Below are 24,061 nucleotides of genomic sequence, written 5' to 3'. Positions count from 1 at the left end.
CAGTCAGTTCGCCGTGATAGGCCGCGCCAATCAGTCGCCGCATGTCCGCGAGCGGCAGCGGGCGCGGGTTATTCTGGATCAGCCGGGCGATGCCGCAGGATTGCTCGGCCACCCAGTCGAGCCGGTCTTCGGCAAGCCCGAGATCGCGCAGCGTCCTGGGAATGCCGATACGATCGAAAAGTGCGGCGATGGCCGGGATGACCTCCGTCCCGCTTTGCAGGTCGATAATCCCGGCGATCTGGTCAAGTTCAGGCCCAATCGCGGGGGCGTTCCAGGCCATGACGTAGGGCATCAGACAGGCCACGCCCGCTCCATGCGCTGTGTGGGTGAGGGCGCCGACCGGATACTGGATTGCATGCGCTGCAGCGGTTCCGGCAACGCCGAAAGCGAGGCCGGCGGTCGTTGCGCCCAGCATCACCTCGGCGCGCGCCTCGACTGAACTCCCATCGGTGAACGCCTTTTCGAGGCCGTTCCAGAGCAACCCGATGGCCGTCAGTGCAAAATGGTCAGAGGTTGCGTTCTTGCCAACGAAGACCCGTTCCTGCGCAAGGCCCGGAACAGGATCGCGGCGAAGCGCCGTGAAGGCCTCGATGGCATGGGTCAATGCGTCGGCGCCGGCGATCGCGGTCAGCGCGGGCGGGCAGGTCAGTGTCAGATCCGGATCGCAGATCGAGACCGTCGGGATGATGTAGGGCGAGGAAATTCCGACCTTGAGCTGTCGCTCGGAATCCGAGAGCACCGCGACCGGTGTCGCCTCGGAGCCGGTGCCCGCCGTGGTCGGTACGGCGATCAGGGGCATCACCGGACCGGGCACCTTGAACTCACCATAATAGTCCTGCGGTCGCCCTCCATGGGTTAACAGCACGGCCATGCATTTCGCCATGTCGAGGCAGGACCCTCCGCCCACGCCGATCACAAGATCGGGCGCGAAATCAAGGGCCTTGACGGCGCTTGAAGCTGCGGCCTCAACGGGGACGTCCGGAAGAGCTGAACCATCGACCTGTACAGACAGGCCCGCCGCCTCCAGTTGCGCCGCCATGCGTTTGAAGTCGCCATCGCCGGCCAGACGCTCGTCTGTCACCACCAGGGCACGCTGCCCGAGTTTTGAAGCGACCGCCCCGAGGGCTTGTCGCTGGCCCGAGCCGAAGATCAATTCTCTCGGGGCTCTGATCGTGCCGAATAGGGTCATCCTGTCTCCTTTGATTTTTCCTCAGCCTTCCGAGAGGGCCCGGATTTCTTCATGCAGCGGATCGGGCAGGTCGATGCCCTCGGCAAGCGCCTTCATCCTCCGGCCGCGCATTCCGTCGCCGGGAACAGCCACTGGCCTCGAAGGATCCGCCGCTCGCGAGGCGCGCAGGCGATCGAGGTAAGCGGCCAGTCCGGATGGACCGTGCTCGCCTGCCGCGGGGTCGATCAGAATGATGATGTCGCCCTTGTTCACTTGTCTGGTCGCGTCCAGCGTGCCGCCCACCTCGGGTGCGAAGGCCGATCCCGCCAGTGATGCGACCAGCAACTCCACGGCGAGACCGAGGCCGTATCCCTTGGCGTCGCCGAAGGGCGCGATCGCGCCGGTTCGCGCCGCTTCGGGATCGGTAGTGCGGCGGCCGTCCGCATCGACGGCCCAGTCATCCGGTATCGGCGCGCCTGTCATGGCGTGGTGATGTATCTTCCCCATCGAGACGCGACTGGTTGCGATGTCGAGGATAAAGGGTTCGGCTCCGGTAGGGATGCCGATGGCGATCGGGTTGGTTCCCAGCATCGCTTCCGTGCCGCCATAGGGATGGACCAGCGCTTCGCTGGTGGTCATCACGATGCCGATCAATCCCCGCTTTGCCGCGGCCTCGACATAATAGGCGAGCATCCCGATGTGGTTTGCGTTGCGGATCGAGGCCAGCGCGATGCCCTGTTCGGGCGTCACCGCCGCAAGCTGCTCGATAGCGCGCATCATGACGACCGGACCGAGCCCGCGCTCGCCATCGATGGTGAAAGCGCCGGAACCAGTGCGGCGCGCCTTGCCGTCTGCGACCGGATGGGCAAGTCCGGCCCGCAAACGCGCAATGAGCCGGGGCAGTCTTTGTACGCCGTGGGACGGCAGGCCCCGCAGTTCCGCTTCGATCAGAAGGTCGGCTTGAAGTCGGGCATTCGAGGACGCGACCTGCTGCGCAACAAGTGCTTTCTCCGCGACCTCCCGCAGATAACCGGCCGAAACCAACAAATGCCAACCCTCCCAAATCAAATCGTATATGATATTGTATTTGACATTCGATATCATATCGGGAATAAATTGAGCGATGTCAAGAATGCAGAGTAGGGAGGTTCAGATGGCTGCAGCGACGGATCACGACCACAAAGGCGGGTTCGCGCGGCCTTTGAGCATTTCCGAAAGCGTTCACGAGCAGATCTACCAACGCATCATGTCGCTGGAGATTCTGCCGGGAGCCCGGATCCCCATCGACCAGTTGGCGCGAGAACTGAATGTTTCCCAGACCCCGGTGCGCGACGCCCTCACGCGGCTTGAGCGCGAAGGGCTGGTGCGCAAGGCGCACCTGATCGGCTACTCTTCCGCACCGCAGCTCACACCGAAGGAATTTGAAGAGCTGTACAGGTTCCGGCTGATGCTTGAGCCGGAGAGCGCCCGACAGGCTTGCCTCAGATTGACCCCTGAAAAACTTGAGCGGATCGTGAGCGCCGCTGCGGACATGGAGAAGGGCGAGCAGCCCGTGACCCGCAACAGCCGCTATTCCCGTTTTGCGCGGGCGGATGCGCATTTTCACGACGAGATTCTGAAGGTTGCAGACAACGAGTTCGCCCGGCAGGCGCTGAACGACCGGCACATCCACCTGCATATCTTCCGCCTGATGTTCCACAGCCGCGTGACCCAGGAGGCGCTGGAGGAGCACGAGCGCCTGCTCGCTGCATTCCGCGCGGGCGATGCGGACGCCGCTTACAATGCAATGTACGATCACATCGAGCGGTCGCGTGACCGGCTCGCGGCGGCCTTCGAATGAGCTTCGCTGCGACTGATACCGCCTGCACTGGCACAGTGCAGCAAGAACCTGTGCTCCGCGCCGAGGACCTTTCCAAGGCCTATGGCCCGATCACGGTCTTGAGCGATGTAACGCTGGATATCCGAGCGGGAGAAGTGCACGCGATCATCGGCGAGAATGGCGCTGGCAAGTCGACCCTGATGAAGCTTCTTTCGGGTCACGCCAAACCGACAGGCGGCGCGATGTCGATGTCCGGAAAGCCGGTTGTCTTCGCAGACGCCGTTCAGGCCGAAGATGCCGGGGTCGTCCTGGTGCATCAGGAAATCCTGCTCGCCGCCGATCTCACCGTGGCCGAAAACCTTTTTCTGGGGCGCGAATTGTCCCGCGGCTTTGCAGTCGATGACCGGATGATGAACCGCCGCACGGCCGAGGTGCTGGCTCGCGTCGGCTCCACGGCGCGCCCCACCACGCGGGTGGGCGATCTGCCGCTCGCGCAGCGGCAGCTTGTCCAGATCGCCCGCGCCCTGCTCGACGATCGCAAGGTCGTGATCCTGGATGAGCCGACAGCGATGCTGGCCAATGACGAAGTCGACGCACTTCTGGACATCGTCAGGAACCTGCGCGCGCACGGTGTCGCGGTGCTCTACATCTCGCACCGGCTGGAAGAGGTCGAGGCGCAGGCCGATCGCGTCACCGTGCTTCGCGATGGCAAAATGATCGGCACCTGGCCTGGGCAGGAACTCGATCAGCGCCAGATGGCCGAATTGATGGTCGGGCGGGAACTGTCGATGCTTTATCCGCCGAAACGGGAGCAGGCGACCGCGGAACCGAGTCTGAGCGTCGAGGAGCTCTCGGTCGACCACGGCAGGTTCGCCGGCTCCTTCAGCGTCCGGCCGGGAGAAGTCCTAGGCATTGGCGGCATGATCGGGGCCGGCCGCACGGAACTGATAGAAGGGCTCATGGGACTTCGCCCCGCCCAGGCGCGCGCAATCTCGATCAACGGCACGCCCGTTGCCAAGCCCGACGTCGGTTCGATGATGGCCGCAGGCGTCGTCTACCTGACCGAAGACCGCAAGGGCAAAGGCCTCCTTCTCAACGAGGGATTGGGGCCGAACCTCACATTACAGGCACTCGACATGATTCTTCCCGGCCTGCGTCTCAACCGCAGGAAGGAAGCAAGCGCCGTGCAGTCGGCTGTCCAGGATTACGACATCCGGGTTCGCACACTCTCGGTGGAGGCCGGGCAGCTTTCGGGCGGCAACCAGCAGAAGCTGCTGCTGGCCAAGGTGATGCTCGCCGAGCCCTCGGTCGTCATCATAGACGAGCCGACGCGGGGGGTCGACATCGGCAACAAGAGCCAAATCTACCACTTCGTCGACGACCTCGTCCGGGCCGGCAAGGCCTGCATCGTCATCTCGTCGGAATTGCCTGAACTCGTCGGCCTGTCCGACCGCGTGCTGGTGATGCGTGGAGGACGTTTCGTTGCCGAACTGACGGGCGACGACATCACCGAGCAGAACGTCGTCTATGCGGCCGCAAGCAGCAGACATGATACCCAGGGAGGAGACGCGCATGAGCAGCGCAGAAATAACAACGCTTCCGGAAAGAGAGGGCTTCAAGATACGCTGGAGCGATCTCGCTCCATTCATTGCCCTGGCATTGATCGTGCTGCTGGGCACGATGATCAATTCCAACTTCATGGCGACGAACAACATCCTGAACGTCATCACGCGCAGCGCCTTCATCGCCATTATCGGCGTCGGCGCGACCTTCGTGATTGCCACCGGAGGACTGGATCTGTCCGTTGGCTCAATGCTGGCCTTCGTCGTCGGCATCATGATCATGGCCATGAATGCGCTTGTCCCGTGGCTTGGCCCCTGGGCCATCCCGGCGGGGGCGCTGGTCGCGCTGGTCGTGGGCTCGCTCTGCGGGTTGCTGAACGGTCTGATCATCACCGTGGGGCGCATAGAACCCTTCATCGTCACGCTCGGCACAATGGGGATTTTCCGCGCCTTCATCACCTACCTGACCGATGGTGGCTCGCTGTCCATTGATCGCAGCCTGCGCAATGCCTACCGGCCTGTGTATTTCGGTGATTTCCTCGGCATTCCCTATCCGGTCCTGATCACCGCTGTTATCGCCCTGCTCGGCGCTTTCATACTCTACCGGACAGAAATACGGTCGCCGTGTCACCGCCGTCGGGTCGAATTCAGACGTCGCGCGGTTCTCCGGCGTACATGTCGGCCGGGTTCGGACCATGGCCTTCGTCATTCAGGGCTTCTGTGTTGCCGTCGCAGCCATCTGCTACGTCCCGCGCCTTGGCGCCGCCACTCCGACCACCGGTCAGCTCTGGGAGCTTCAGGTCATCACGGCCGTCGTTATCGGCGGCACGCTTCTGCGCGGCGGCAAGGCCCACATCTGGGGCACCGTTGCCGGCGCTCTCATTCTCGAGGTTATCGCCAACGTCATGGTTCTTTCGGACATGGTGTCGGAATACCTCGTGGCTGCGGTCCAGGGGGCGATCATCATCGTCGCCATGCTGGCTCACCGCTTCACCAGTTCTCGCTGAAGGGGCGAGGCTCATATCTAAACAGAGGAGGAGGAAACTATGACAATCAAGACCGGAAGGCTGGCGCTCCTGTCAGCCACAGTGGTGGCGGGAACGCTGTTCGGGCACGCCGCATTCGCCCAGGACAAGGAATTCACCATCGCGGTCTCCGTACCGGCGGCCACACATGGCTGGACAGGCGGCGTGGTCTACCATGCCGAGGAGGCGGAAAAGCAGATCGAGGCCGCGTTCCCGAATATCGACGTTATCGTCTCAACAGCCTCGTCAGCGACGGCACAGGTGTCTTCACTGGAGGACCTGTCGGCGACGAACGAGCTCGACGCTCTAGTGATCCTGCCCTTTACGTCGGAGGAACTGACCGGCCCGGTGGAGCAGGTCGCCTCGAATGGCACCTTCATCACCGTCGTGGACCGGGGTCTTTCGGATCCTTCGATCCAGGACCTTTATGTCGCAGGCGACAACATCGCCGTTGGTGCAAACACGGCGAAGTGGCTGGTCGAGAAACTGGGCGGAGAAGGCGAGATCGTCGTGCTGCGCGGCATCCCCACCGTGATTGATGACGAACGCATCCAGGGTTTCAAGGATGTCATCGACCAGTCCGACATCGAGATCCTCGACATGCAGTATGCCAACTGGAACCAGGATGAAGCCTTCACCCTGATGCAGGACTACCTCGCACGCTATCCGAATATCGATGCGGTCTGGGCCAATGACGATGACATGCTGCTCGGCGTCATCGAAGCTGTCGATCAGGCCGAACGGGAAGACATCAAGTTCGCCCTTGGTGGTAACGGCATGAAACAGGTGATCGAGATGGTGAAGGCGGGCGACGAGCGGACGCCCATTTCCACGCCTTACCCGCCGTCCATGATCGCCTCGGCCATGTATATGACCGCGGCGCAATTTGCGGGTCAGGCGCCGATGCGCGGATCGTTCAAGCTGGATGCCCCGCTGATCACCCCCGAGAACGCGGACCAGTTCTATTTCCCCGACTCCCCGTTCTGAACCGAAACACCCTGTCCGGTCGCTCTCGCAGCGGCCGGACGTACCATTCCCATAATCAGGAGATCGAGATGAGCGGCAAGAAAATCCTCATGCTCACCGGCGAATTCACGGAAGAATATGAAATCTTCGTCTATCAACAGGGTATGGAGGCCGTCGGTCACACGGTTCACGTCGTCTGCCCGGACAAGAGCGAAGGCGACCTGATCAAGACATCGCTCCATGATTTCGAGGGTGATCAGACCTACACCGAAAAGCCAGGCCATTTCGCCGAGATCAACAAGACCTTCTCCGAAGCCGAGGCCGAGCTCGACAGCTATGATGCGGTCTACGCCGCAGGTGGTCGCGGGCCGGAATATATCCGGACCGATCCCCGCATCCAGGCGATGGTGAGGCATTTTCACGATGCCGGGAAGCCCATCTTTACGATCTGCCACGGCGTGCAGATCCTTATGGCTGTGCCCGGCGTCCTCAAGGGAAAAAAGGTCGCTGGTCTCGGCGCTTGCGCGCCGGAGGTAGCGGCGGTCGGCGGGACTTTTATCGACGTCGAGCCGAAAGAGGCCTTCGTTGATGGCACGATGGTATCGGCTAAAGGCTGGACCGGTCTCGCCGCCTTCATGCGTGAGTGCCTCAAGGTCCTCGGCACGGAAATCCGTCACACTTGAGCGACCGATAAGGCAAAAGTGCAGGGTCGCAGAAACGCGGCCCTCGCCACCTGTCCGGACCACATTGCCCCAGATAAGGGGGAGTGGGGTCGAGGATATCGCCAGTCGCTTCTGTGAGAGCTGCGGTTTTGCGCCGATAGCAGTCTGGCAAATAGATGATGTGGTCCGCCAGCAATCTGCATGACAGCCCTCGGTCCGATCTTGTACCTGAACGTAGTGTCCTTGGTAGCGCGGTGTTCATCGGCGCTGTCCGGCAGGAGCGGGTTGTTTAAGCCAGCGCCTGACTTGAAGCAGTTCCGATGACCGATGGTATGATGAACCTGCGCTCCCTCGCTGAGAAGAGCGCCGACGCCGCGTCGGTGGTGCTCAGATTGCCACCACCCAAGCAGTTAACCTGAAATACGTTCGATCAGTGGGCATTCGACCTTGAGTTGGTCGTGCGTGCTGGTCAGTCCGCCGGTGATGTCGTCCAGTAGTTCGACGGCCATCGTTCCCATCGCAAACATCGGGAGATGGAAGGTCGTGAGTGGGGGCATGGTGAATTGCGCGATATCGCGGTTGTCGAAGCCAACGACGGCGACGTCTTCCGGGATGGACTTTCCGAGCTCCTTGAGCGCTTCCAGACAGCCGATCGCCATCAGATCATTGGCGCAGAAAATGCCGTCCGGCGGCGCGGGAAGCTTCATCAGTTCGTGGGTCTTTTCATAGCCGGACGAGGGTTCCCAGTTGCCGTAATGAACGAGCTTCGGGTCATAGGCGAGATCGTTGCTCGCAAGCGCCTGCTTGTAACCGCGCAGGCGGTCGCGGGGGTTGTCCAGGCCCTCCTGGCCGTTGATGAGCGCGACGCGCTTGCGACCGCCTGCGATCAGCCGTTCCGTCGCAGCCCGTCCTCCGGCGACGTCACCCGGCACGATTGAAGGCAGCCTGCGTTGCTGGTCGTAACAGTTAACGAGCACAGTCGGGGCATCGAGAAGCGCTTGAGGCGGATCAATCTTGCGGGTCAGTATGGTGCCGAAGATATATCCCACCAGCGTCTGGCTTTCGCAGATTGAAAGCACGCCTTCATCCGGGTCTTCGCCCTTGCGGAACACCCCAAGCGTGACGATGATACCGAGTTCAAGCGCCTTTTCGCGGGCGCCTTCAAAGGCGAGCGCCATCCATGGGTCGGTCGTAAGCTCGTCGACGATGAAGACGATGACCTTGGCGGCCGTGTGGCTGGCTGCTGCCGACTTGTTTGAAAGGCGGTATCCCAGCGCCTCGGCCGCATCGAATACCCTCTTGCGCGTGGCTTCACTGAAGCGCGCGCCGGAACTGCCATTGAGAATGAGGGAAACTGTGGCCTGAGAAACGCCAGCGCGCGCCGCGACATCCATCATCGTCGGTTTCAATGCATTCTCCATTACGAACGGCGCTGTCATCCGGGTGACCTGCAGGCTTCACGATCTGAAATGCCTGATTCGGTCGAATGCCACCGCAATAATTATGAACGTACCTATGAACATTCCCTGCCAGAATGTCGAGATGCCAAGAAGGATCAGGGAGTTGCGAATGACCTCGATCAGAAGTGCGCCGACGACGGCACCGATGGCTGTGCCTTCGCCGCCTGCGAGATTGGCACCGCCGATCACAGCGGCGGCAATCACGGTCAGTTCGAGCGCCTGACCGAGATTGGTCGTGACGCTGCCGAGCCATCCGGCCATGAGGATACCGGTGATCCCCGCGGTGAAGGCGGAAAACATATAGATACTGACCTTCAGGCGCTTGACCGGAATGCCGGTCAACCGAACCGCATTCTCATTGCTGCCGATGGCATAGACATGCTGGCCCCATCGCGTCCATTTCAAAACCAGCGACATGATGACCGCTAAAAAGGTCAGGGCGTAAAGCGGATGCGGAATGCCAAGCGTGGAGCCGCCGCCAATCCACAACAGCAGATCATGGTCGGGCCCAAACTCCCAGATCATCTTGTTGTCGGAGAGAACCATGGCCAGCGACCGGGCGGCAGACAGCGTGCCTAGCGTGACGACGAAGGGCGGCATGCCGCCATAGGCGATCAGTACGCCGTTCAACAGCCCCACCAAAAGGGCCGCACCCAATGCCATTGGCGCGGCAAGCCAGAACGACATGCCGCCAGACATCAGCACGCTGATCACCATGGCGCTCAGAACCACGGACGAGCCCACAGAAAGATCGATGCCACCGGCGGCGATCACGATGGTCATGCCGATCGCAATGATGCCGACGAAGGCAAAGTTGCGGGCAACATTGAAGAGATTTCTTTCGCTGGCGAAGGTATCGGTGAGCAGGCTCAGCGCCAGGCAGGCGGCGATTGCAGCGATGAAAACCCAGAACAACTGCTGGGTTGCGATCTTGGACAGCCAGTTGCGATGCTGGCTTCTTGATATCACGTGGTCGATTGTGGTCATCGGTCTGCCTTTCTATGCCGCTTCGATCGCGCCGGTGATGAGGCCGGTTACTTCTTCTGGAGAGGATTGCGCCGCAGGTTTGCTGGCGACCAACTCGCCTCGCCGCAACACGGCAATCCTGTCGGCGACGCCAAAGACATCCGGCATCCGGTGACTGATGAGGATGACGCTGATGCCCTGATCCTTGAGCCTGAGGATCAGATCGAGGACCTCCTTGACCTGCCGGACCGAGATCGCGGCCGTCGGCTCGTCCATCATCACAATCTTGGGATTTGAAAGAAGGGTCCGCGCGATCGCGACGGCCTGGCGTTGCCCGCCCGACATTTTTCGGACGAGATCGCGTGGGTGCGTCTCCGACTTGAGTTGTCGGAAGAGGTTGCCCGCGATCTCGTTCATGTGACGGTAGTTCAGATATCTCAGGGGGCCGACGCCGTGCATGGCCTCGCGACCGAGAAACACGTTCGAGGCGGCCGACAGGTTATCGCAAAGCGCCAGATCCTGATAAACGACCTCGATCCCCTGCCTCTGGGCATCCCGCGGCTTGTTGAAAACAACCGCTTGTCCGTCGATGCGCATTTCACCGGCAGAGGGCGCAAAATTGCCGGCGATGATTTTCACAAGTGTGCTTTTGCCCGCGCCATTGTCGCCCATCAACCCAAGCACCTCTCCCGGCTCCAAAGCAAGCGACACCGAAGACAGGGCCTGAATGGCCCCGTAGTTTTTCGATATTCCTGACAAAACAAGTCTCGACACAAATTCCCTCCCTCTTGTTCAGCGCCCGTTAGAAGAGCACGAAGCTCTCCCCGCCTCCAAGGCTATAACTAAAATCAATAATAACTTGACTTAATATTATTAGTAAATAATTATCTCGACGGACACAAGGAAATATCGAGAGGGGATTGCTGATGAAGCTGCTTGTCACGGGTGCGGCTGGAAAAGTGGGGCAGGTGTTTCTTCCCGCTTTTCTGAGCGAGCAGCGCTTCTCGGGCTGGGAGGTGGTCGCACTTTGCAACAACCGCGTGATCGAAACAGACGATCGCCGGGTGACCGTGATCCGCGGCTCGATGGCAGACGACCAAACCGTTGAACGGGCACTGGAGGGCGTCAGCCACGTGCTTCATCTGGCAGCCGTAAAGGAATCGCCCGACCTTGCTATCGATGTCGCACTCAAGGGGCTTTATCTTCTGCTGGATCGGTTCCGTCGTTCACAGAACGCCCGCCAGTTCATGCTGCTCAGCGGCGATTGCGTTGTCGGCCATATTTTTCAGAACTACGCCGCACCTATCACCGAAGCGTCTCCCCGACGGGCCTATCCGGGGATCTATGGGCTGACCAAGGTGATGGAAGAGGTGATGCTGGAACAGTTCGGCATCCAGTATGACCTCCATTACACGATATTGCGGGCGCCCTGGATCATGGAAAAGGATGACTTCAGACATGCCTTCGCACTGGACGACGCCCAGTTTGGCGGCCCGCCCTGGGAAACGCTCGTTGATGAGACGACGCTCCAAACGTTGCGCCGTGGCGATTTTTTTCCCGCGATGCACGATGCAAGTGGCGGCTTTCTGAAGCGCAACTTTATTCATGTCGATGATCTGGTTGGTGCGATCCTGCTGTCGATCGACAACCCGAACGCCTATGGCGAACTGTTCAACATCGCGATGAACGACCCGGTTGATTACGGCGAAGTGTCGAAGCTGCTCGAAACCAGCCGACAGGTGCAGCGGGCGGACATAGCGACGCCGTTTCACAGCAACTGGCTGGACAATGCCAAGGCCCGCAAGGTGCTGGGCTGGCGTCCCGAGATCAGTCTCGAAGAACTCGTTGAACGTGCATGGAATTACAGGCGCGGTGAGAACGATCCGCGCATTGTCTGGTATCCCGGCTGAGGAAGGAGCCTTTGTCGGCGATCTCAAAGAGGAGGAGAAACTGCAATGAAAATCAGATATTTGGCAATAACCGCCCTGTCGGCGGCCATGCTTCTTGCCGGTCAGGCGGGGGCGCAGGATAAGAAGACGCTGGCGATCGTGGTCAAGGGGCTCGACAACCCGTTCTTCGAGCAGATCAATCTGGGCTGCAAGAAGTGGCTTTCCGAGAACATGGACAGCGAATACGAGTGCCTTTACACAGGACCTGCGTCGTCGTCAGACGAAGCCGGCGAAGTGCAGATCGTTGATGATCTGCTGACCCGCGGCGTTGCGGCTATTGCGATTTCACCATCGAACGCACCCGCCATGGCCAATCGCATCCGCCAGATTGCTCCGGACGTGCCGGTCATGACAATCGATGCCGACTTCCTCGAGCAGGATCGCGATCTGCGCTCGACCTATCTTGGCACCGATAACTACCTGATGGGCGTCAAGATGGCCGAAGAAGCCAAGATGCTTCGCGCTGATGGCGGCACCGTCTGCCTGCAGCTCGGCAATGTCGCGGCCGACAACATCAACGCCCGCGCTCAGGGCTTCCGTGACACCATCGCCGGTGAAAAGAAAGTCGACAGGCTCACAGGCCAGAATGGCTGGACCGAGATTGAGGGGTGCCCGGTATTCACCAACGACCAGGCGGATCTCGCCAACCAGCAGATGTCGGACGTGTTCACCGCCAATCCGGATCTCGACGCCTTCATTCTGATCGGCGGCTGGGCCCAGTTTGCCCCGCAGGCCTATACACAGGTGACGGACCAGGTGATGGACAGGTTGAAATCCAAGGACCTGATCATCATTGCGGGTGACACGCTGCCGCCGCAGACCAAAGCCTTCCGCGAAGGTCGCAGCCACGTACAGGTTGGCCAGCGCCCCTTTGAAATGGGCTATCGGGCACCTGACGTCATGATCCAGCTGATCAATGGCGAAAAGGTCGATGACCCGCTGTTCACCGGGCTCGACGTCTGCACCGCTGACGCCCCGGGCTTCTGCGAGAACAACTGAGACCTCGGGCGGGTGGCCTGCTTTCAATGTGGCCCCCCGCCCGCGAGGCGCGGTGTTTTGCAACGCTCGGGCGCGTGATGGGAACACCATCTTCAACCTGATGAGAGCGATCCGAGGGTCGCGGGAGGACATCATGAAAACAACATCAATGATCCTGGCAACAGCGGTTTTCGCTATAAGCGCGACGACCGCAATGGCCGACGATAAACCGGCTCTCGCCTTCGTCGTCAACGCCGCATCTGACTTCTGGAAACTGGCCGAGGCGGGCGTGAACGCGGCGCAGGCAGAACTTCCGGGCTATGAGCTGCAGTTCCGCTATCCGGCACAGGGCACAGCCGCCCTGCAAAACGCTCTGATGGACGATCTGGTTGCCGCCGGCACCGACGCGATCATGATCTCCTCGGCCGATCCGAATAACTCGATCGACGCATTCAACCGCATTGCAGCCCAGGTTCCGCTGTTCACGACCGACAGCGATGCCCCCCAATCCAACCGCATCGCCTATCTTGGGTCCTCAAACACTGAGGCCGGCATTCAGGCCGGCGAGATTGCCGTCGGCGCCATGCCGGACGGCGGTAAATGCATGGGGTTTGTCGGTTTCCTCGGCGCGGACAACGCCAAGGAGCGCATTGCCGGCTTTCGTCAGGCCGTCGACGGCAAAGGCATAGAACTGGTGGATGTGCGCGGCGATGACGTCGATTTTGCCAGAGCCCGATCGAATGTTGATGACGTGCTTGCAGCCAGCCCCGACATCAACTGCATGGTGGGTTTTTATTCCTACAATCCGCCCAAGATCTACGAAGCGCTGCAGGCAGCAGGAAAGCTGGGTGACGTCACGGTCATCGCCTTCGATGAGGACCCGATCACGCTGGGCGCTGTCCGGGAAGGTTCGTTTGCGGGGACCGTGGTCCAGGACCCCTATCAGTGGGGTTATCAGGGCATGAAGCTGATGGCCGCCTATCTCGAAGGTGACAAGTCGGAAATTCCGGCAGATGGGCTGATCATCGTTCCCACAAAAATCATCGACAAGGCCAATGTCGATGCCTTCGAGGCTGAGCTCAAGAAGCGCATCAACGGCTAGAATTGACTAGGGAGATGCGGCGGCCCTCCTGTCGCCACATGCATTTCCCGCCCGTGCGGGCTTCCCGTTCCGCACGGGTCAATCAGACAGCTTGAGGACGGCATGGCACGGATCCAAAACCCCATCTCCCTGCGACTGGCCGGCATCACCAAGGTCTATTCCAGCGTCATCGCCCTCAACGATGTATCCCTGGACATAAGGGGCGGCGAGGTGGTCGGGTTGATCGGTGAAAACGGCGCCGGGAAATCAACGCTGATGAAGGTGCTCGGCGGTGCGATCCGGCCGGATGAAGGCGAGATCGTCATTGACGGTGTCAGCATGGCAAACCTTACAGCCGCCCGCGCATTGTCGCATGGCATTGCTTTCGTTCACCAGGAGCTGAACCTGTTTTCCAATCTCGATGTCACCGCCAACGTCATGCTGGGGCGGGAAATCCGCAGGGGCATTTTCATCGACCGCAAGGCGATGGAAGACCGCGTCCGCCCGCTGCTTGATATGCTTGGCACGCGGTTCGGCCCTTCCGATGCGGCCTCGGAACTCTCGCTTGCCGATCAGCAATTGCTGGAAATCGCGCGGGCGCTGTCGACCAATGTCAGGCTGTTGATCCTCGATGAACCGACATCGAGCCTGACCCTGTCGGAGACGCAACGCCTGCTGAAGGTCATCCGTCTTCTTCGCGACGATGGCGTCGCCGTGCTGTTTATTACCCACCGGCTGGGCGAGGTGGAGGAAGTCACCGATCGCGTCGTCGGCCTGCGTGACGGCAGGAACGCCGGAGATCTGTGCAGAGCGGAGATCGGCAAGAAGGCCATGGTGCGCCTGATGATCGGTCGACCGGTTTCCGAATTCTACGAAAAGCCCGATCAAAATCGCGGCGCGGTCGTGCTCGAAGCGCGGGGGCTGCGCACAGCCGCCTATCCGCACGAGAGCGTCGACCTTACACTGCACGGTGGTGAAATCCTCGGCCTTGCGGGACTTGTGGGCGCGGGACGTTCTGAGCTTGCGCGCGCCATTTTTGGCATCGATCCGGTCCAGCAAGGGGTGGTCACGGTCTCGGGAAAACCGATTTTGACGGGCTCGGTGCCCGAGGCGATCAAGGCCGGTATCTGCCTGGTGCCCGAAGACCGCAAGTCCGAGGGGCTGTTCCTCGACTTCGAAATCTCACAGAATATTGCAATGCCGAGCCTCAGTACCCTGTCGCGACACGGTTTTGTCGATCGGCGGGCCGAACGCGAACTTGCCATATCGGCGCGCGAAAAGCTCGCGATCAAGGCGACGCGGCTTGATCGGCCGGCTGGCGAGCTTTCCGGCGGCAATCAGCAGAAAATCGTGCTGGCGAAGTGGCTGGCCACACGCCCTAAGGTTATCATTCTGGACGAGCCGACCCGCGGGATCGACGTCGGCGCCAAAGCCGAGGTCTATCGCCTGATGCGCGAACTGGCCGCAGGAGGCACGGCGCTTTTGATGATCTCGTCGGACATGGAGGAGGTGATCGGCGTATCGAGCCGGGTCGCTGTCATGTGCCGTGGCCGGATCGCCGGGATGCTGGAACATGAGGAGCTGTCGGAGGAAAATATCCTGCGGCTTGCTGTCGGATAGAAGGTCATGACAATGAATAGAAAAGATCTGGGACTGGCGGTTCTGGTTTTCTGTGTTGGTGCGATTGTGGCGCTGGTCAATCCACGGTTTCTGTCGCCGATCAACCTCGCCAACACAGCCAATCTGATCGGACTCTTCGGCCTGTTCTCCATCGCTGAAGCCTTTGTTATCGTGACCGGCGGCATCGAGCTTTCAGTCGGTTCGGTGATCGCGCTTCTGGGCGTTATATTTATCGACCTCATCGCCACGCACGGGGTAGCGTGGCCGGTCGCCCTTGCGATCGTTCTCGTGCTGGCCGTTTTCATCGGGCTCCTGCATGGCCTGCTGGTGACCAGACTGAAGCTGCAGCCCTTTGTGGTGACGCTGTGCGGCCTGCTGATCTATCGCGGGATTGCGCGTTTCTACACGCGCGACGGCACGGCCGGGTTCAGCTTCGGGAGCGACTTCCCCGCGCTCGAATATCTCGTCGCCGGACGCACTGCGGGCATTCCGCACTCTGTCATCGCGTTTGCCATTGTCGCGATTATTTCCTGGTTTGTGCTGCATCGAACGGTTTTCGGCCGGCATCTTTTTGCGGTGGGCAAAAATGAAGAGGCCGCCCGCTATTCCGGGATAAACACGCGGCGCGTGATTGTTTCTGCCTATGTGCTCTGCATGCTGCTGACCGGTCTCTCCGCCATCTTCTTCGCGATGTATACCCGCTCGGTGCAGCCGGCCTCGCACGGCAATTTCTATGAGCTTTACGGCATCGCGGCGGCGGTGCTAGGCGGGTTTTCGCTGCGTGGCGGCGAGGGCTCGATCATCGGTGTCGTTCTTGGCGTCATCCTGCTTCAGGTGCTCCAGAACCTCGTCAACCTTCTCGGCATTCCCTCATCCCTGAACTTCGCGGTTATGGGCAGCGTCATTCTGGCCGGTGTGATCACCGACACGCAGTTCTCTGCCTATCGCGAACGGCGCCGGCATCGGGCCACGATGTCTCTCGTTGATAAACCGGCAAAGACGCCTCGACGTTAGTCCTGTTTGGTCCTTTGTCTCTTTCGCGCACGGATAACATGCGCAAAAGCATTTTGCCTGTCGCTCGCGCGCAATACAGTGGCAACGAAATCGACCGAACAGCATAAACGGCGGAGTCTTTACCGTGATAGGCGTCCAGAACCTCCGGTACGACTCCTTGATTGATTGCTATCGTCGGTTATTCGAAGGGGTAGAGAAGGCCGACGGAAAGGCGCCAGCGGTCGAGAACCCTCATCTTGCCGACGATGAGCAGCGCTTCCTGCTGTTGCTCCGAGGGCATGTCACGCCGTCGCTGTGCTGCACCGGCCTTTAAAGCTGTCGATATAGTTTGCGAAGACCCTGGTCATATCGATCGTTTCGCCCGAGCGCAGCCATTGCTCCTGCAAACCATCCATCACGGCTATGACTTCGAAGGCGAGCTCGTTCGCGTCGAGAGCTGCATCGAAAGACCCCTGCGCCTGTCCGGTCCTGAACGCACCGGCGATCATGGCGTGGGTTTTTCGGGTTCGCTGTTCGAACCAGGTGGCGGCTGGATGGTCCGTCGACAGACTTTCGACCGAGAGAAGGGCGAATGCGCGGATCACACCCGGGATTGACTGATTATATCGCACGATCTCCACCAGCGACCCGAGAAATGCCAGCCAGTCGCTTTCCGCCGGCAGCATATCGGCTGTGACTTCGTCACGCTGTTCCAGCACGGCCAGCAGCAGGTCGGTCTTGCTCGGAAAATGGTGCAGCAGACCGGGAAGCGTAAGCCCCACGTCTGCCGCTACGGTGGCGATGGCTGCATTCTGATAGCCGGACTGGCTGAACACCCGAACCGCGGCTTCGACAATTTCTGCGCGGCGGCGCCGGCCCTTGCCATAGCTGCCCCGTGCTCCAGAAGGCGCTTTGTTTGCCTTTCGTTCAGTCCGGTTGCTGTCGGCCATGTCGGCTCTTCTCCTTCTTTCGCCAGAATATACGAAGCCATATAGAATTTAAAAACCTAGCGAATAGTAGTTTTTTGTGGTTTCCTGTTTCCGGTATCGGTTGCGCGACCGTGCGTGCCCGCGGCCCGTGCAGGATAGCGCATGGGGAAGCCTGCTTTCTACAGTGGCTCTCCACCTCAGGTCGGGCTTTGTCGAAAAGAAAAAGAGGCTTCCATGAACTACGACCCGAAAACCGGAAATCCCGTCGACATCGAACGTCTTCTGGAGCAACTGACCCTGGAGGAACAGGTGTCGTTGATGGCCGGCGCGGACTTCTGGACAACCGTTGCCGTTCCACGCCTCAACATCCCGGCGGTGAAGGTCTCCGATGGCCCCAATGGCGCGCGCGGCGCAGGCGGGCTGACCAACGGGAACCCCGGCTGCGGCTTTCCCCTGCGCGATCGCGCTCGGTGCGGGCTGGAACAGCGATGCGGCTTATGAGATGGGCGCCGCTCTCGCCGCCGAGGCCCGTTCGAAAGGCTCCCGGATACTGCTGGCGCCGACGGTCAATATCCACCGCTCAGGTCTCAATGGCCGGAACTTCGAATGCTATTCGGAGGACCCAACGCTGGCATCCATGCTCGCGGTTGCCTACATCAAAGGCCTTCAGGACAATGGTGTCGGGGCGACGATCAAGCATTTTGTCGCCAATGATTCGGAAATCGAACGGCAGACTATCTCGTCCGACGTCGACGAACGCACACTGCGCGAAATCTATCTGCCACCCTTCGAAGCAGCGGTCAGGAAGGCTGGTGTCTGGGCCGTGATGACCGGGTATAACCGCCTGAACGGCGTTCATATGGACAGCCAAAAATGGGCGATGACGGACGTCATGCGCGGCCAGTTCGGCTATGACGGTATCTTCATGTCTGACTGGTTTGGCACGAATGGGACTGCGGAACCGGTCAATGCCGGACATGACCTCGAAATGCCGGGCCCCACGCGCCACCGGGGAGCCAGGCTGCTGGCTGCCGTAAAAGCGGGGGAAGTCGATCCGGACACAATCCGTTCTGCTGCACGCCGTCTGCTGGTTTTATTCGAGCGCGTCGGCGCGTTCGAAAGCGCCGGTCCCGAGCCCGAAACGACGCGCGACCTGCCTGAAACCCGCGCGCTGATCCGCCGTCTCGGCGCGGAAGGCGCGGTACTTTTGAAGAATGAAGGGGGGCTTCTGCCGCTCAAAAGCGATGTGTCGATTGCCGCGATCGGTCCTAATGCAGGTGTATCGCGCCTGATGGGGGGTGGTTCGGCACAGATCAATGCGCCTTACCGGGTGACGCCCATCGATGGACTGAAGGCTGCCTTCGGCGACAGCCGGGTCGCTTATGCCAAGGGCTGCTCCAACAACCGGCTGACCCAGATCCTGAAGTCTGACATCAAGCTTTGCTTTTTTCACGGGCGCAGACTTGAGGGCGAGGTCGTTCACACCGAACAACAAACCGAGCTGGACTGCTTCTGGTTTGATCTTCCTTTGCCGGATTTTAACCAGAACGACTTTTCGGTGCGTGCTGAAACCATCTTCAAGCCGGAAGAAACCGGGACATATCGTGCAGGCATGACGAATGCCGGCCTTGCTCGCGCCTTTATCGACGGTGCGTTGTTGATCGATGGCGAGAGTGACTGGGAAAAGGGCATGAATTTTTTCGGTACGGCCAATGATGAACGGCAGGTCGAAATCGAGCTGCAGGCTGGCAAGAGCTATCGTCTCGTCATCGATTATTGTTCTCCGGATACCGCCGACCCCGGGATCACGGTTCGCGCGCTCCGGTTCGGAATCGAAAAGACGATGGGACAGCAGGACATCGACGATGCCGTCAGGCTCGCCGCTGGAAAGGATGCTGCAATTTTGTTCGTCGGTCGCCAGGAGGAGTGGGACAGCGAAGGTCACGATCTGCCGGACATGGTCCTGCCCGGCGCCCAGAACGCACTGATCGCGGCGGTCGCGGCGGTCAACCCGAACACGATTGTGGTTCTGCAAACCGGCGGACCGGTGGAAATGCCGTGGCTCGACAGGGTGACATCGGTGATCCAGTTCTGGTATCCGGGGCAGGAGGTCGGCCATGCTGTTGCCGATGTGCTGAGCGGAGTCGCTTATCCGGGTGGACGTTTGCCGCAAACCTTTCCGCTACGCATGAAAGACAATTCGGCATGGAGCGATGACACGCTGACCTATCCCGGTAAGGGCGGGCATGTGCGCTATGACGAAGGTGTTTTCGTGGGATACCGCCATCACGACAGCTTCAATGTTCCGACGCTTTTCCCCTTTGGCTTCGGTCTGGGCTACACCGAGTTTGACTGGGGCGACGCAAAGGCAGACGCCGGGGTCATGACAGAAGCCGGTATTGCCGTGACCGTGCCGCTCGCCAATACCGGCAAGACCGATGGCGTCGAGGTGGTTCAGCTTTATGTCCGGCCCGATACCATGAAGGCGGACGTGCCCGTTGCCCGGCCCGAAAAGGAACTGCGCGCTTTTGCCCGTCTGAAGCTCAAGCCAGGTGAACGCGGGACAGCCGAACTGCGCGTCTTGCCGCGCGATCTGGCCTATTTCAACATCGGACGCCAGCGCTGGGTTGCGCCTGCGGGACGGTATGAGCTTGTCGTTGCTGCCGACGCGGGCGATATCCGTCAGCGCCTGCCGGTTGACCTGCAGGCTGAATGGTCAGAACCGGCCTGAACGCGCTGGCTCAGAGGGCTGGAAGTGGATCTGGGGGCGGCCGTGATGCGGGGAAGTTCTGACGGTCGCGGCGACCCGGAAAACGTTTCCGATCAGCTCTTCCGTCAGCACGGCCTCCGGCGCGCCGGAGGCAACAACGCTACCGTGCTGCAGGACGGTGATCCGGTCGCAGAACATCGCGGCAAGATTGAGATCGTGGAGTGCGACGATGCTGGTCAAGGCCAGCTGCCGGATCGTTTGCAGAATTTCGATCTGGTGATGAATATCGAGATGGTTGGTCGGTTCATCCAGAAACAGAACCTGCGGGCTCTGGGCAAGGGCCCGGGCAATGTGAACGCGCTGCCGTTCGCCGCCGGAAAGGGTCTGCCAGGACTGGCCCTGCAGATGCTCCATGCCAACCTGCCTGAGCGCGCTCGCCACTGCATCCTGATCGGCAGGCGTCCAGCCTGAAAGGGCGGAACGGTGTGGGGTCTCGTCCCAGCCGCACCACATCGCGAACGGAAACGTTGGTGTCTGTCGCGGCATTCTGCTGGACGAAGGCTACCTGCCGTGAAAGCGCACGCCGCGGCACATGGGCAATGTTCCGGCCCGCGATCATAACATTGCCCCGATCCGGCCTTTTCAGCCCTGCAAGCAGTCGCAGAAGGGATGATTTGCCTGAACCGTTCGGCCCGATCAGCCCCAGCGTTTGGCCTTCCGCCACATCAAGACTGATATCGTCCACGATGGTCTTGCGGCGGACACCCCAGGATAGACTTTCGGCAACCACACTCATGTTTGCGGCCTCGCGCGATAAAGAATGACGGCAAAGAAGGGAACGCCCACAAGTGCTGTCACGACGCCGATCGGAATCGTTTGCTGGGCGACGAGCACCCGCGAGGCAATATCGGCAATGACCATGAACACGGCCCCAAGAATGGCCGAGGCGGGGAGCAGCCGCATGTGCACAGGTCCCACAACATAGCGCGCCGCATGCGGGACCACCAGTCCGACAAAGCCGATGGCGCCGACCTGGCTGACGATTGTTGCCGTCATTAGTGCCGTCAAGCCGAACAGGATCAGACGTGTGCGGGCAACGGGTATGCCCAGCGCCGCGGCATCTTCGTCGCCGAAGGTGAAGGCATCGAGTGTTCGTGCCATACATATGCAAATGACAAGGCAGAAGCACAGGACGACAGCGAGCAACTGAAATTGCGGCCAACGCACACCGCCAAAACTGCCGAGAAGCCAGAACATGACGCTGCGTGCCTGCTGCGCGCTTGCGGATGTCGTGACAATATAGGCAGTGAGCGCATTGAAAAGCTGCGAAGCGGCGACACCAGCCAGAATCGTGTGACTTGGGCCGCTGGTGGCGCCATTCGAAAGAATGGCCACGAGCGCGAATGCGGCAAATGCGCCGACAAACGCACCGAGCGACAGCGACATGACGCCCGCACCGATGCCCAGCACGATAACGCAGACGGCACCCGTCGAGGCCCCGGCCGACACGCCCAGCACAAACGGTTCTGCCAGCGCGTTGCGCAAGAGAGCCTGCAGGATAGCTCCGCATATCGCCAGGCCGGCACCGCAAAGGGCCGCGACAAGGCTACGGCTCAGCCTCAGATTCCACACCACGCTTTCCTCGATTTTCGGCACATCAGCGGCAGTGAGGCCGAAATGGTTGGTCACCGAGAGAAAGACGGTCCTGATCGGAATGTTGTACTCGCCGATCGCGGTCGCGAAGGCTATGGTGCCGATCAGGATAATGGCAGAGACTGTCAGAAGCAGGACGAGCCTGAGACCGCCTCGGGAGTCGCCGTCCGTGCTCATTCGGACAGGTCGATCGTCTTGAGCTGACCAGCGATCTCCTCGGCACCATAAAGCGTGCGGATGCTGGGGTTCATGGCTGCGCCGCTCATCACCACGATGCGGCCCTTGCGGACGGCTTCCATCTGGCTCACGGTCGGGTCCGACTGAAGAAACGCGATCTTGTTCTCGGCCTCGTCGAGCTCCCAGCGGTTACGGTCTACCTGTGTGGCAACGATGACGGTCGGATCGGCTGCTATGATGCCTTCCCAGTTGGCTGTCGGCCATTCCGCCTTGGTTTCCAGTGCATTGTGCCCACCCAGAAGATCGGCGATGAATCCCGAAGGACCGTTGCCACCGCCCAGATAGGCGTCATCTGCCGGTGATGCGCTGGAAAACCAGAACAGGAAGGTCAGGTCCTCATTCTTCGAAAAGGTGTTGCGCAAGGCAGCCTCGCGCGTCTTGAAATCCGCAATCACGGTCTGGCCGCGATCCTGCACGTCAAAAATGCGCGAAAGGTCGTCGATTTCCTGGTAGAGCAGGTCCATGTTCCAGAGCTGATCGCGGCTGCCATAGGCATCGCCAGTATCCTGCGTTGTTGAGCAGGCGCTGGGGGAGAGGTAGGCCGGAATATCCAGGTCTTCGAAGTCTGCGCGCTTGGCGACCTTGCTGTCGGGCCCCATCAGCGTGGTCAGCATCGCCGCAACAAAATCCGGCCGTTGCTGAAGAACGGATTCCAGTGTCGGGAACTCGACGGTCAGCAGCTTGATCTGATCATTGGCATCCGCCAGTTCGGGAAGAACATCATTGGGCCAGAAAGCCGTGGCGGCCATCTTGTCTTCAAGGCCCAGCAAAAGCATGATCTCAGCGCTGTTCTGGCCAAGCGCCACCGCGTTTTCAGGTGCCTTTTCGAAGATGACGCTCTCCCCGCAGTTTTCTATCGCAAGGGGGTAGGTGGTGGAGGCGGCCAAAGCCGGGACAGACGTCATAAACGTGACGAGGCAACCGACAAAGCTAAGTTTTTTCTTCGTATTCATAGCGGGTCCTGTTCGCTTGTAACTTTGGCCCGCTCCTTAGAATTGGTGGCTCTTTAAATCAAGACAAAAAAAGTCATGTTAAATGACGGCTTTGCCCCAAGATGCCTCGTGCCTGCCTCCGGAGGTTCCTTCGATCAGGTTGCAGCACATGCTCTCGGCAAGACCCTCGCGGCGGCACAATGCAGCGATACTAACCAGCCGCGAAAGCCATCCAGCACGATACGGGTCTCTTCCTCAGTCGAATCGGACCTACGTGTGGCCTGGCGAATATCTCTAATCGTCTTGTCTGCCGTCGGTTTTTGTTTCAAAGGCGTTGAGATGGAACATTTGAAAACACAGTTGGATTGGCTTAACTCGATGTCCGAAAAAACGGCAGCAGACCAGTGATATGGAAAGAGCATCGCATCGACGAATAGGGAGTGCAGCAGAAGTGCACGCGCTTGTAGGCACAGCCAGCCCGCGCGCAAGTGGCTTTATCGTCACGCTATACGGTGATGTCGCGGCCCCGCGCGGGGGTACTTTGTCAATGACAACGCTGATCGAGTGCTGTGCGGCTCATGGTGTTTCTGAAAGTCTGGTGCGTACGGCAGTCTCGCGACTTGTCGAAAACCGCCGACTTGTCGGCGAGCGGATCGGGCGCAGGAGCTATTACCGGCTGACGAAGGCCGCCGAGTTGGAATTTTCCGGTGCGGCGGAAATCCTTTATTCGCCGCCGCTGCCGCCTGCACATTTCCTGCTGGCGCTCGGGGCGCGCGATCTGCCCGAAGGCTGGGTCAGGATCGGCCCGGAAGCAGCGCTTGCGCCGGAGGGAACGGGCGGGCCGGACAGCGCGGTCCTCACAACGCAAATGCTTGACGGGGTCGGGAACCTGTCAGACTTTGCCCGCCGTCTTTGGCCCCTCGACGCGGTTGCCGCCGCCTACCGCGATTTTATCACGACGTTCGCGCCGGTGGACGATGCGCTTTCTTCCGGTTTTTCTTTTGACGGGGCGACGGCGCTCGCGCTGAGGTTGCGGCTCGTGCATCTTTTTCGTGCGGCCGCACTTGCCGATCCGCGCCTGCCGGGCGATGCGCTGCCCTCAGGCTGGCCGGCCGCAATCGCGCGCCGGCTTTTTGTAAGGCTCTATCTCAAGGTGACGGCTTCTGCCGACCGCCATATCGGTCTCACATTTCAAAACAGCGATGGTTTCCTTCCGGAAGGCACCGCTACTACCCGTTTTCGGGTCGCCTCCATGAAGCGCGAGATCTCATAGTAGATCAATTAAAATCAGCATGTTAGGCTATTCGAGAGCCAAAACATCACACTAAATGGAATAAAACCCTTTTTGTGT

Annotated in this window: 16 protein-coding genes and 5 pseudogenes; 12 read left to right on the top strand and 9 right to left on the bottom strand. The window is 60.2% G+C overall.

Annotation, left to right across the window (positions count from 1 at the left end; translation table 11 throughout):
* Nucleotides 1-7 precede the first annotated feature (7 nt).
* Together AC0L7L_RS14210 and AC0L7L_RS14205 are read right to left on the bottom strand one after the other, a co-directional pair.
* Nucleotides 8-1,189 (bottom strand): annotated as a pseudogene (locus AC0L7L_RS14210) (iron-containing alcohol dehydrogenase); the annotation flags it as partial.
* A 21-nt stretch (nucleotides 1,190-1,210) separates the two neighbouring features.
* Nucleotides 1,211-2,215 (bottom strand): Ldh family oxidoreductase, encoded by a 1,005-nt coding sequence (locus tag AC0L7L_RS14205; protein ID WP_473509679.1) that lies wholly within the window; start codon nucleotides 2,213-2,215, stop codon nucleotides 1,211-1,213.
* Nucleotides 2,216-2,321: 106 nt separating this feature from the next.
* Between AC0L7L_RS14205 and AC0L7L_RS14200 the strand changes: the two genes are divergently transcribed.
* From AC0L7L_RS14200 to AC0L7L_RS14180, 5 genes and pseudogenes are all read left to right on the top strand, one after another.
* Nucleotides 2,322-3,008, top strand: a complete 687-nt coding sequence (locus AC0L7L_RS14200) for a GntR family transcriptional regulator (RefSeq protein ID WP_272212672.1) — start codon at nucleotides 2,322-2,324, stop codon at nucleotides 3,006-3,008.
* A pseudogene (locus AC0L7L_RS14195) lies at nucleotides 3,005-4,579 on the top strand (sugar ABC transporter ATP-binding protein); the annotation flags it as partial. The gene AC0L7L_RS14200 and the pseudogene AC0L7L_RS14195, both read left to right, overlap by 4 nt.
* A pseudogene (locus tag AC0L7L_RS14190) lies at nucleotides 4,560-5,556 on the top strand (ABC transporter permease). The pseudogenes AC0L7L_RS14195 and AC0L7L_RS14190, both read left to right, overlap by 20 nt.
* Nucleotides 5,557-5,595: 39 nt before the next feature.
* Nucleotides 5,596-6,561: a substrate-binding domain-containing protein gene (locus AC0L7L_RS14185; RefSeq protein ID WP_473509676.1), complete on the top strand. Its 966-nt coding sequence runs from the start codon at nucleotides 5,596-5,598 to the stop codon at nucleotides 6,559-6,561.
* Nucleotides 6,562-6,629: 68 nt separating this feature from the next.
* Nucleotides 6,630-7,223, top strand: a complete 594-nt coding sequence (locus AC0L7L_RS14180) for a DJ-1/PfpI family protein (protein WP_473509674.1) — start codon at nucleotides 6,630-6,632, stop codon at nucleotides 7,221-7,223.
* A 389-nt stretch (nucleotides 7,224-7,612) separates the two neighbouring features.
* Here the strand turns inward: AC0L7L_RS14180 and AC0L7L_RS14175 are convergent, their stop codons facing one another.
* The 3 genes from AC0L7L_RS14175 to AC0L7L_RS14165 are packed head-to-tail and all read right to left on the bottom strand — an operon-like array spanning nucleotide 7,613 to nucleotide 10,402.
* Entirely contained in the window at nucleotides 7,613-8,611 is a 999-nt protein-coding gene (locus AC0L7L_RS14175; protein WP_473509672.1) for a LacI family DNA-binding transcriptional regulator, read from the bottom strand.
* A 48-nt stretch (nucleotides 8,612-8,659) separates the two neighbouring features.
* On the bottom strand, nucleotides 8,660-9,649 hold the full coding sequence (locus AC0L7L_RS14170; RefSeq protein WP_272212666.1) for an ABC transporter permease: 990 nt from the start codon (nucleotides 9,647-9,649) through the stop codon (nucleotides 8,660-8,662).
* 12 nt (nucleotides 9,650-9,661) lie between these two features.
* Complete coding sequence (locus tag AC0L7L_RS14165; RefSeq protein WP_473509670.1) at nucleotides 9,662-10,402, bottom strand: ATP-binding cassette domain-containing protein; 741 nt, start codon at nucleotides 10,400-10,402, stop codon at nucleotides 9,662-9,664.
* Nucleotides 10,403-10,554: 152 nt separating this feature from the next.
* Here AC0L7L_RS14165 and AC0L7L_RS14160 point away from each other — a divergent pair, with 152 nt between their 5' ends.
* The 5 genes from AC0L7L_RS14160 (at nucleotide 10,555) to AC0L7L_RS14140 (ending at nucleotide 16,270) form a co-directional block, all read left to right on the top strand.
* The gene (locus AC0L7L_RS14160; protein ID WP_473509668.1) at nucleotides 10,555-11,538 is read left to right on the top strand and encodes an NAD-dependent epimerase/dehydratase family protein; all 984 of its coding nucleotides are present in this window, start codon (nucleotides 10,555-10,557) and stop codon (nucleotides 11,536-11,538) included.
* Between the two features lie 45 nt (nucleotides 11,539-11,583).
* A complete protein-coding gene (locus AC0L7L_RS14155) occupies nucleotides 11,584-12,576 on the top strand; it encodes a substrate-binding domain-containing protein (RefSeq protein WP_272212659.1) in 993 nt (330 codons plus the stop codon).
* 133 nt (nucleotides 12,577-12,709) lie between these two features.
* The gene (locus tag AC0L7L_RS14150; protein WP_473509666.1) at nucleotides 12,710-13,657 is read left to right on the top strand and encodes a sugar-binding protein; all 948 of its coding nucleotides are present in this window, start codon (nucleotides 12,710-12,712) and stop codon (nucleotides 13,655-13,657) included.
* Between the two features lie 102 nt (nucleotides 13,658-13,759).
* Nucleotides 13,760-15,256: a sugar ABC transporter ATP-binding protein gene (locus AC0L7L_RS14145; RefSeq protein ID WP_473509664.1), complete on the top strand. Its 1,497-nt coding sequence runs from the start codon at nucleotides 13,760-13,762 to the stop codon at nucleotides 15,254-15,256.
* A gap of 12 nt (nucleotides 15,257-15,268) precedes the next feature.
* Complete coding sequence (locus AC0L7L_RS14140) at nucleotides 15,269-16,270, top strand: ABC transporter permease (RefSeq protein ID WP_473509662.1); 1,002 nt, start codon at nucleotides 15,269-15,271, stop codon at nucleotides 16,268-16,270.
* 281 nt (nucleotides 16,271-16,551) lie between these two features.
* Here AC0L7L_RS14140 and AC0L7L_RS14135 read toward each other — a convergent pair whose 3' ends face one another.
* Nucleotides 16,552-17,199 (bottom strand): TetR/AcrR family transcriptional regulator, encoded by a 648-nt coding sequence (locus AC0L7L_RS14135; RefSeq protein ID WP_272212652.1) that lies wholly within the window; start codon nucleotides 17,197-17,199, stop codon nucleotides 16,552-16,554.
* A gap of 213 nt (nucleotides 17,200-17,412) precedes the next feature.
* Here AC0L7L_RS14135 and AC0L7L_RS14130 point away from each other — a divergent pair.
* Nucleotides 17,413-19,909: pseudogene (locus AC0L7L_RS14130) on the top strand (beta-glucosidase).
* Here the strand turns inward: AC0L7L_RS14130 and AC0L7L_RS14125 are convergent.
* The 3 genes and pseudogenes from AC0L7L_RS14125 to AC0L7L_RS14115 all read right to left on the bottom strand — a co-directional run bounded on the left by AC0L7L_RS14125 (nucleotide 19,895) and on the right by AC0L7L_RS14115 (nucleotide 22,683).
* Nucleotides 19,895-20,684, bottom strand: a pseudogene (locus AC0L7L_RS14125) (ABC transporter ATP-binding protein). The pseudogenes AC0L7L_RS14130 and AC0L7L_RS14125 sit on opposite strands and share 15 nt — an antisense overlap.
* Entirely contained in the window at nucleotides 20,681-21,718 is a 1,038-nt protein-coding gene (locus AC0L7L_RS14120; RefSeq protein WP_272212648.1) for a FecCD family ABC transporter permease, read from the bottom strand. Before AC0L7L_RS14120 ends, AC0L7L_RS14125 begins: the two are co-directional and overlap by 4 nt.
* On the bottom strand, nucleotides 21,715-22,683 hold the full coding sequence (locus AC0L7L_RS14115; RefSeq protein ID WP_473513942.1) for an ABC transporter substrate-binding protein: 969 nt from the start codon (nucleotides 22,681-22,683) through the stop codon (nucleotides 21,715-21,717). Before AC0L7L_RS14115 ends, AC0L7L_RS14120 begins: the two co-directional genes overlap by 4 nt.
* A gap of 478 nt (nucleotides 22,684-23,161) precedes the next feature.
* On the opposite strand from AC0L7L_RS14115, the gene AC0L7L_RS14110 reads away from it, so the two are divergent.
* Nucleotides 23,162-23,983, top strand: coding sequence for a PaaX family transcriptional regulator C-terminal domain-containing protein (locus AC0L7L_RS14110; RefSeq protein WP_473509659.1), 822 nt, complete (start codon nucleotides 23,162-23,164; stop codon nucleotides 23,981-23,983).
* The last annotated feature ends 78 nt before the right edge of the window (nucleotides 23,984-24,061 follow it).

The sequence above is a fragment of the Martelella sp. K41-7 genome, assembly GCF_055808365.1.
Note: the sequence above shows the minus strand (reverse complement) of the source record. Positions and strands in the feature narration are given on the sequence as shown.

What these genes read in the sequence shown, in the direction of transcription:
- AC0L7L_RS14155 (WP_272212659.1), top strand. Translation starts at nt 11,584, where the DNA reads ATGAAAATCAGATATTTGGCAATAACCGCCCTGTCGGCGGCCATGCTT.
- AC0L7L_RS14185 (WP_473509676.1), top strand. Translation starts at nt 5,596, where the DNA reads ATGACAATCAAGACCGGAAGGCTGGCGCTCCTGTCAGCCACAGTGGTG.
- AC0L7L_RS14120 (WP_272212648.1), bottom strand. Translation starts at nt 21,718, where the DNA reads ATGAGCACGGACGGCGACTCCCGAGGCGGTCTCAGGCTCGTCCTGCTT.
- AC0L7L_RS14150 (WP_473509666.1), top strand. Translation starts at nt 12,710, where the DNA reads ATGAAAACAACATCAATGATCCTGGCAACAGCGGTTTTCGCTATAAGC.
- AC0L7L_RS14145 (WP_473509664.1), top strand. Translation starts at nt 13,760, where the DNA reads ATGGCACGGATCCAAAACCCCATCTCCCTGCGACTGGCCGGCATCACC.
- AC0L7L_RS14160 (WP_473509668.1), top strand. Translation starts at nt 10,555, where the DNA reads ATGAAGCTGCTTGTCACGGGTGCGGCTGGAAAAGTGGGGCAGGTGTTT.
- AC0L7L_RS14180 (WP_473509674.1), top strand. Translation starts at nt 6,630, where the DNA reads ATGAGCGGCAAGAAAATCCTCATGCTCACCGGCGAATTCACGGAAGAA.
- AC0L7L_RS14200 (WP_272212672.1), top strand. Translation starts at nt 2,322, where the DNA reads ATGGCTGCAGCGACGGATCACGACCACAAAGGCGGGTTCGCGCGGCCT.
- AC0L7L_RS14115 (WP_473513942.1), bottom strand. Translation starts at nt 22,683, where the DNA reads ATGACGTCTGTCCCGGCTTTGGCCGCCTCCACCACCTACCCCCTTGCG.
- AC0L7L_RS14135 (WP_272212652.1), bottom strand. Translation starts at nt 17,199, where the DNA reads ATGGCCGACAGCAACCGGACTGAACGAAAGGCAAACAAAGCGCCTTCT.
- AC0L7L_RS14140 (WP_473509662.1), top strand. Translation starts at nt 15,269, where the DNA reads ATGAATAGAAAAGATCTGGGACTGGCGGTTCTGGTTTTCTGTGTTGGT.
- AC0L7L_RS14170 (WP_272212666.1), bottom strand. Translation starts at nt 9,649, where the DNA reads ATGACCACAATCGACCACGTGATATCAAGAAGCCAGCATCGCAACTGG.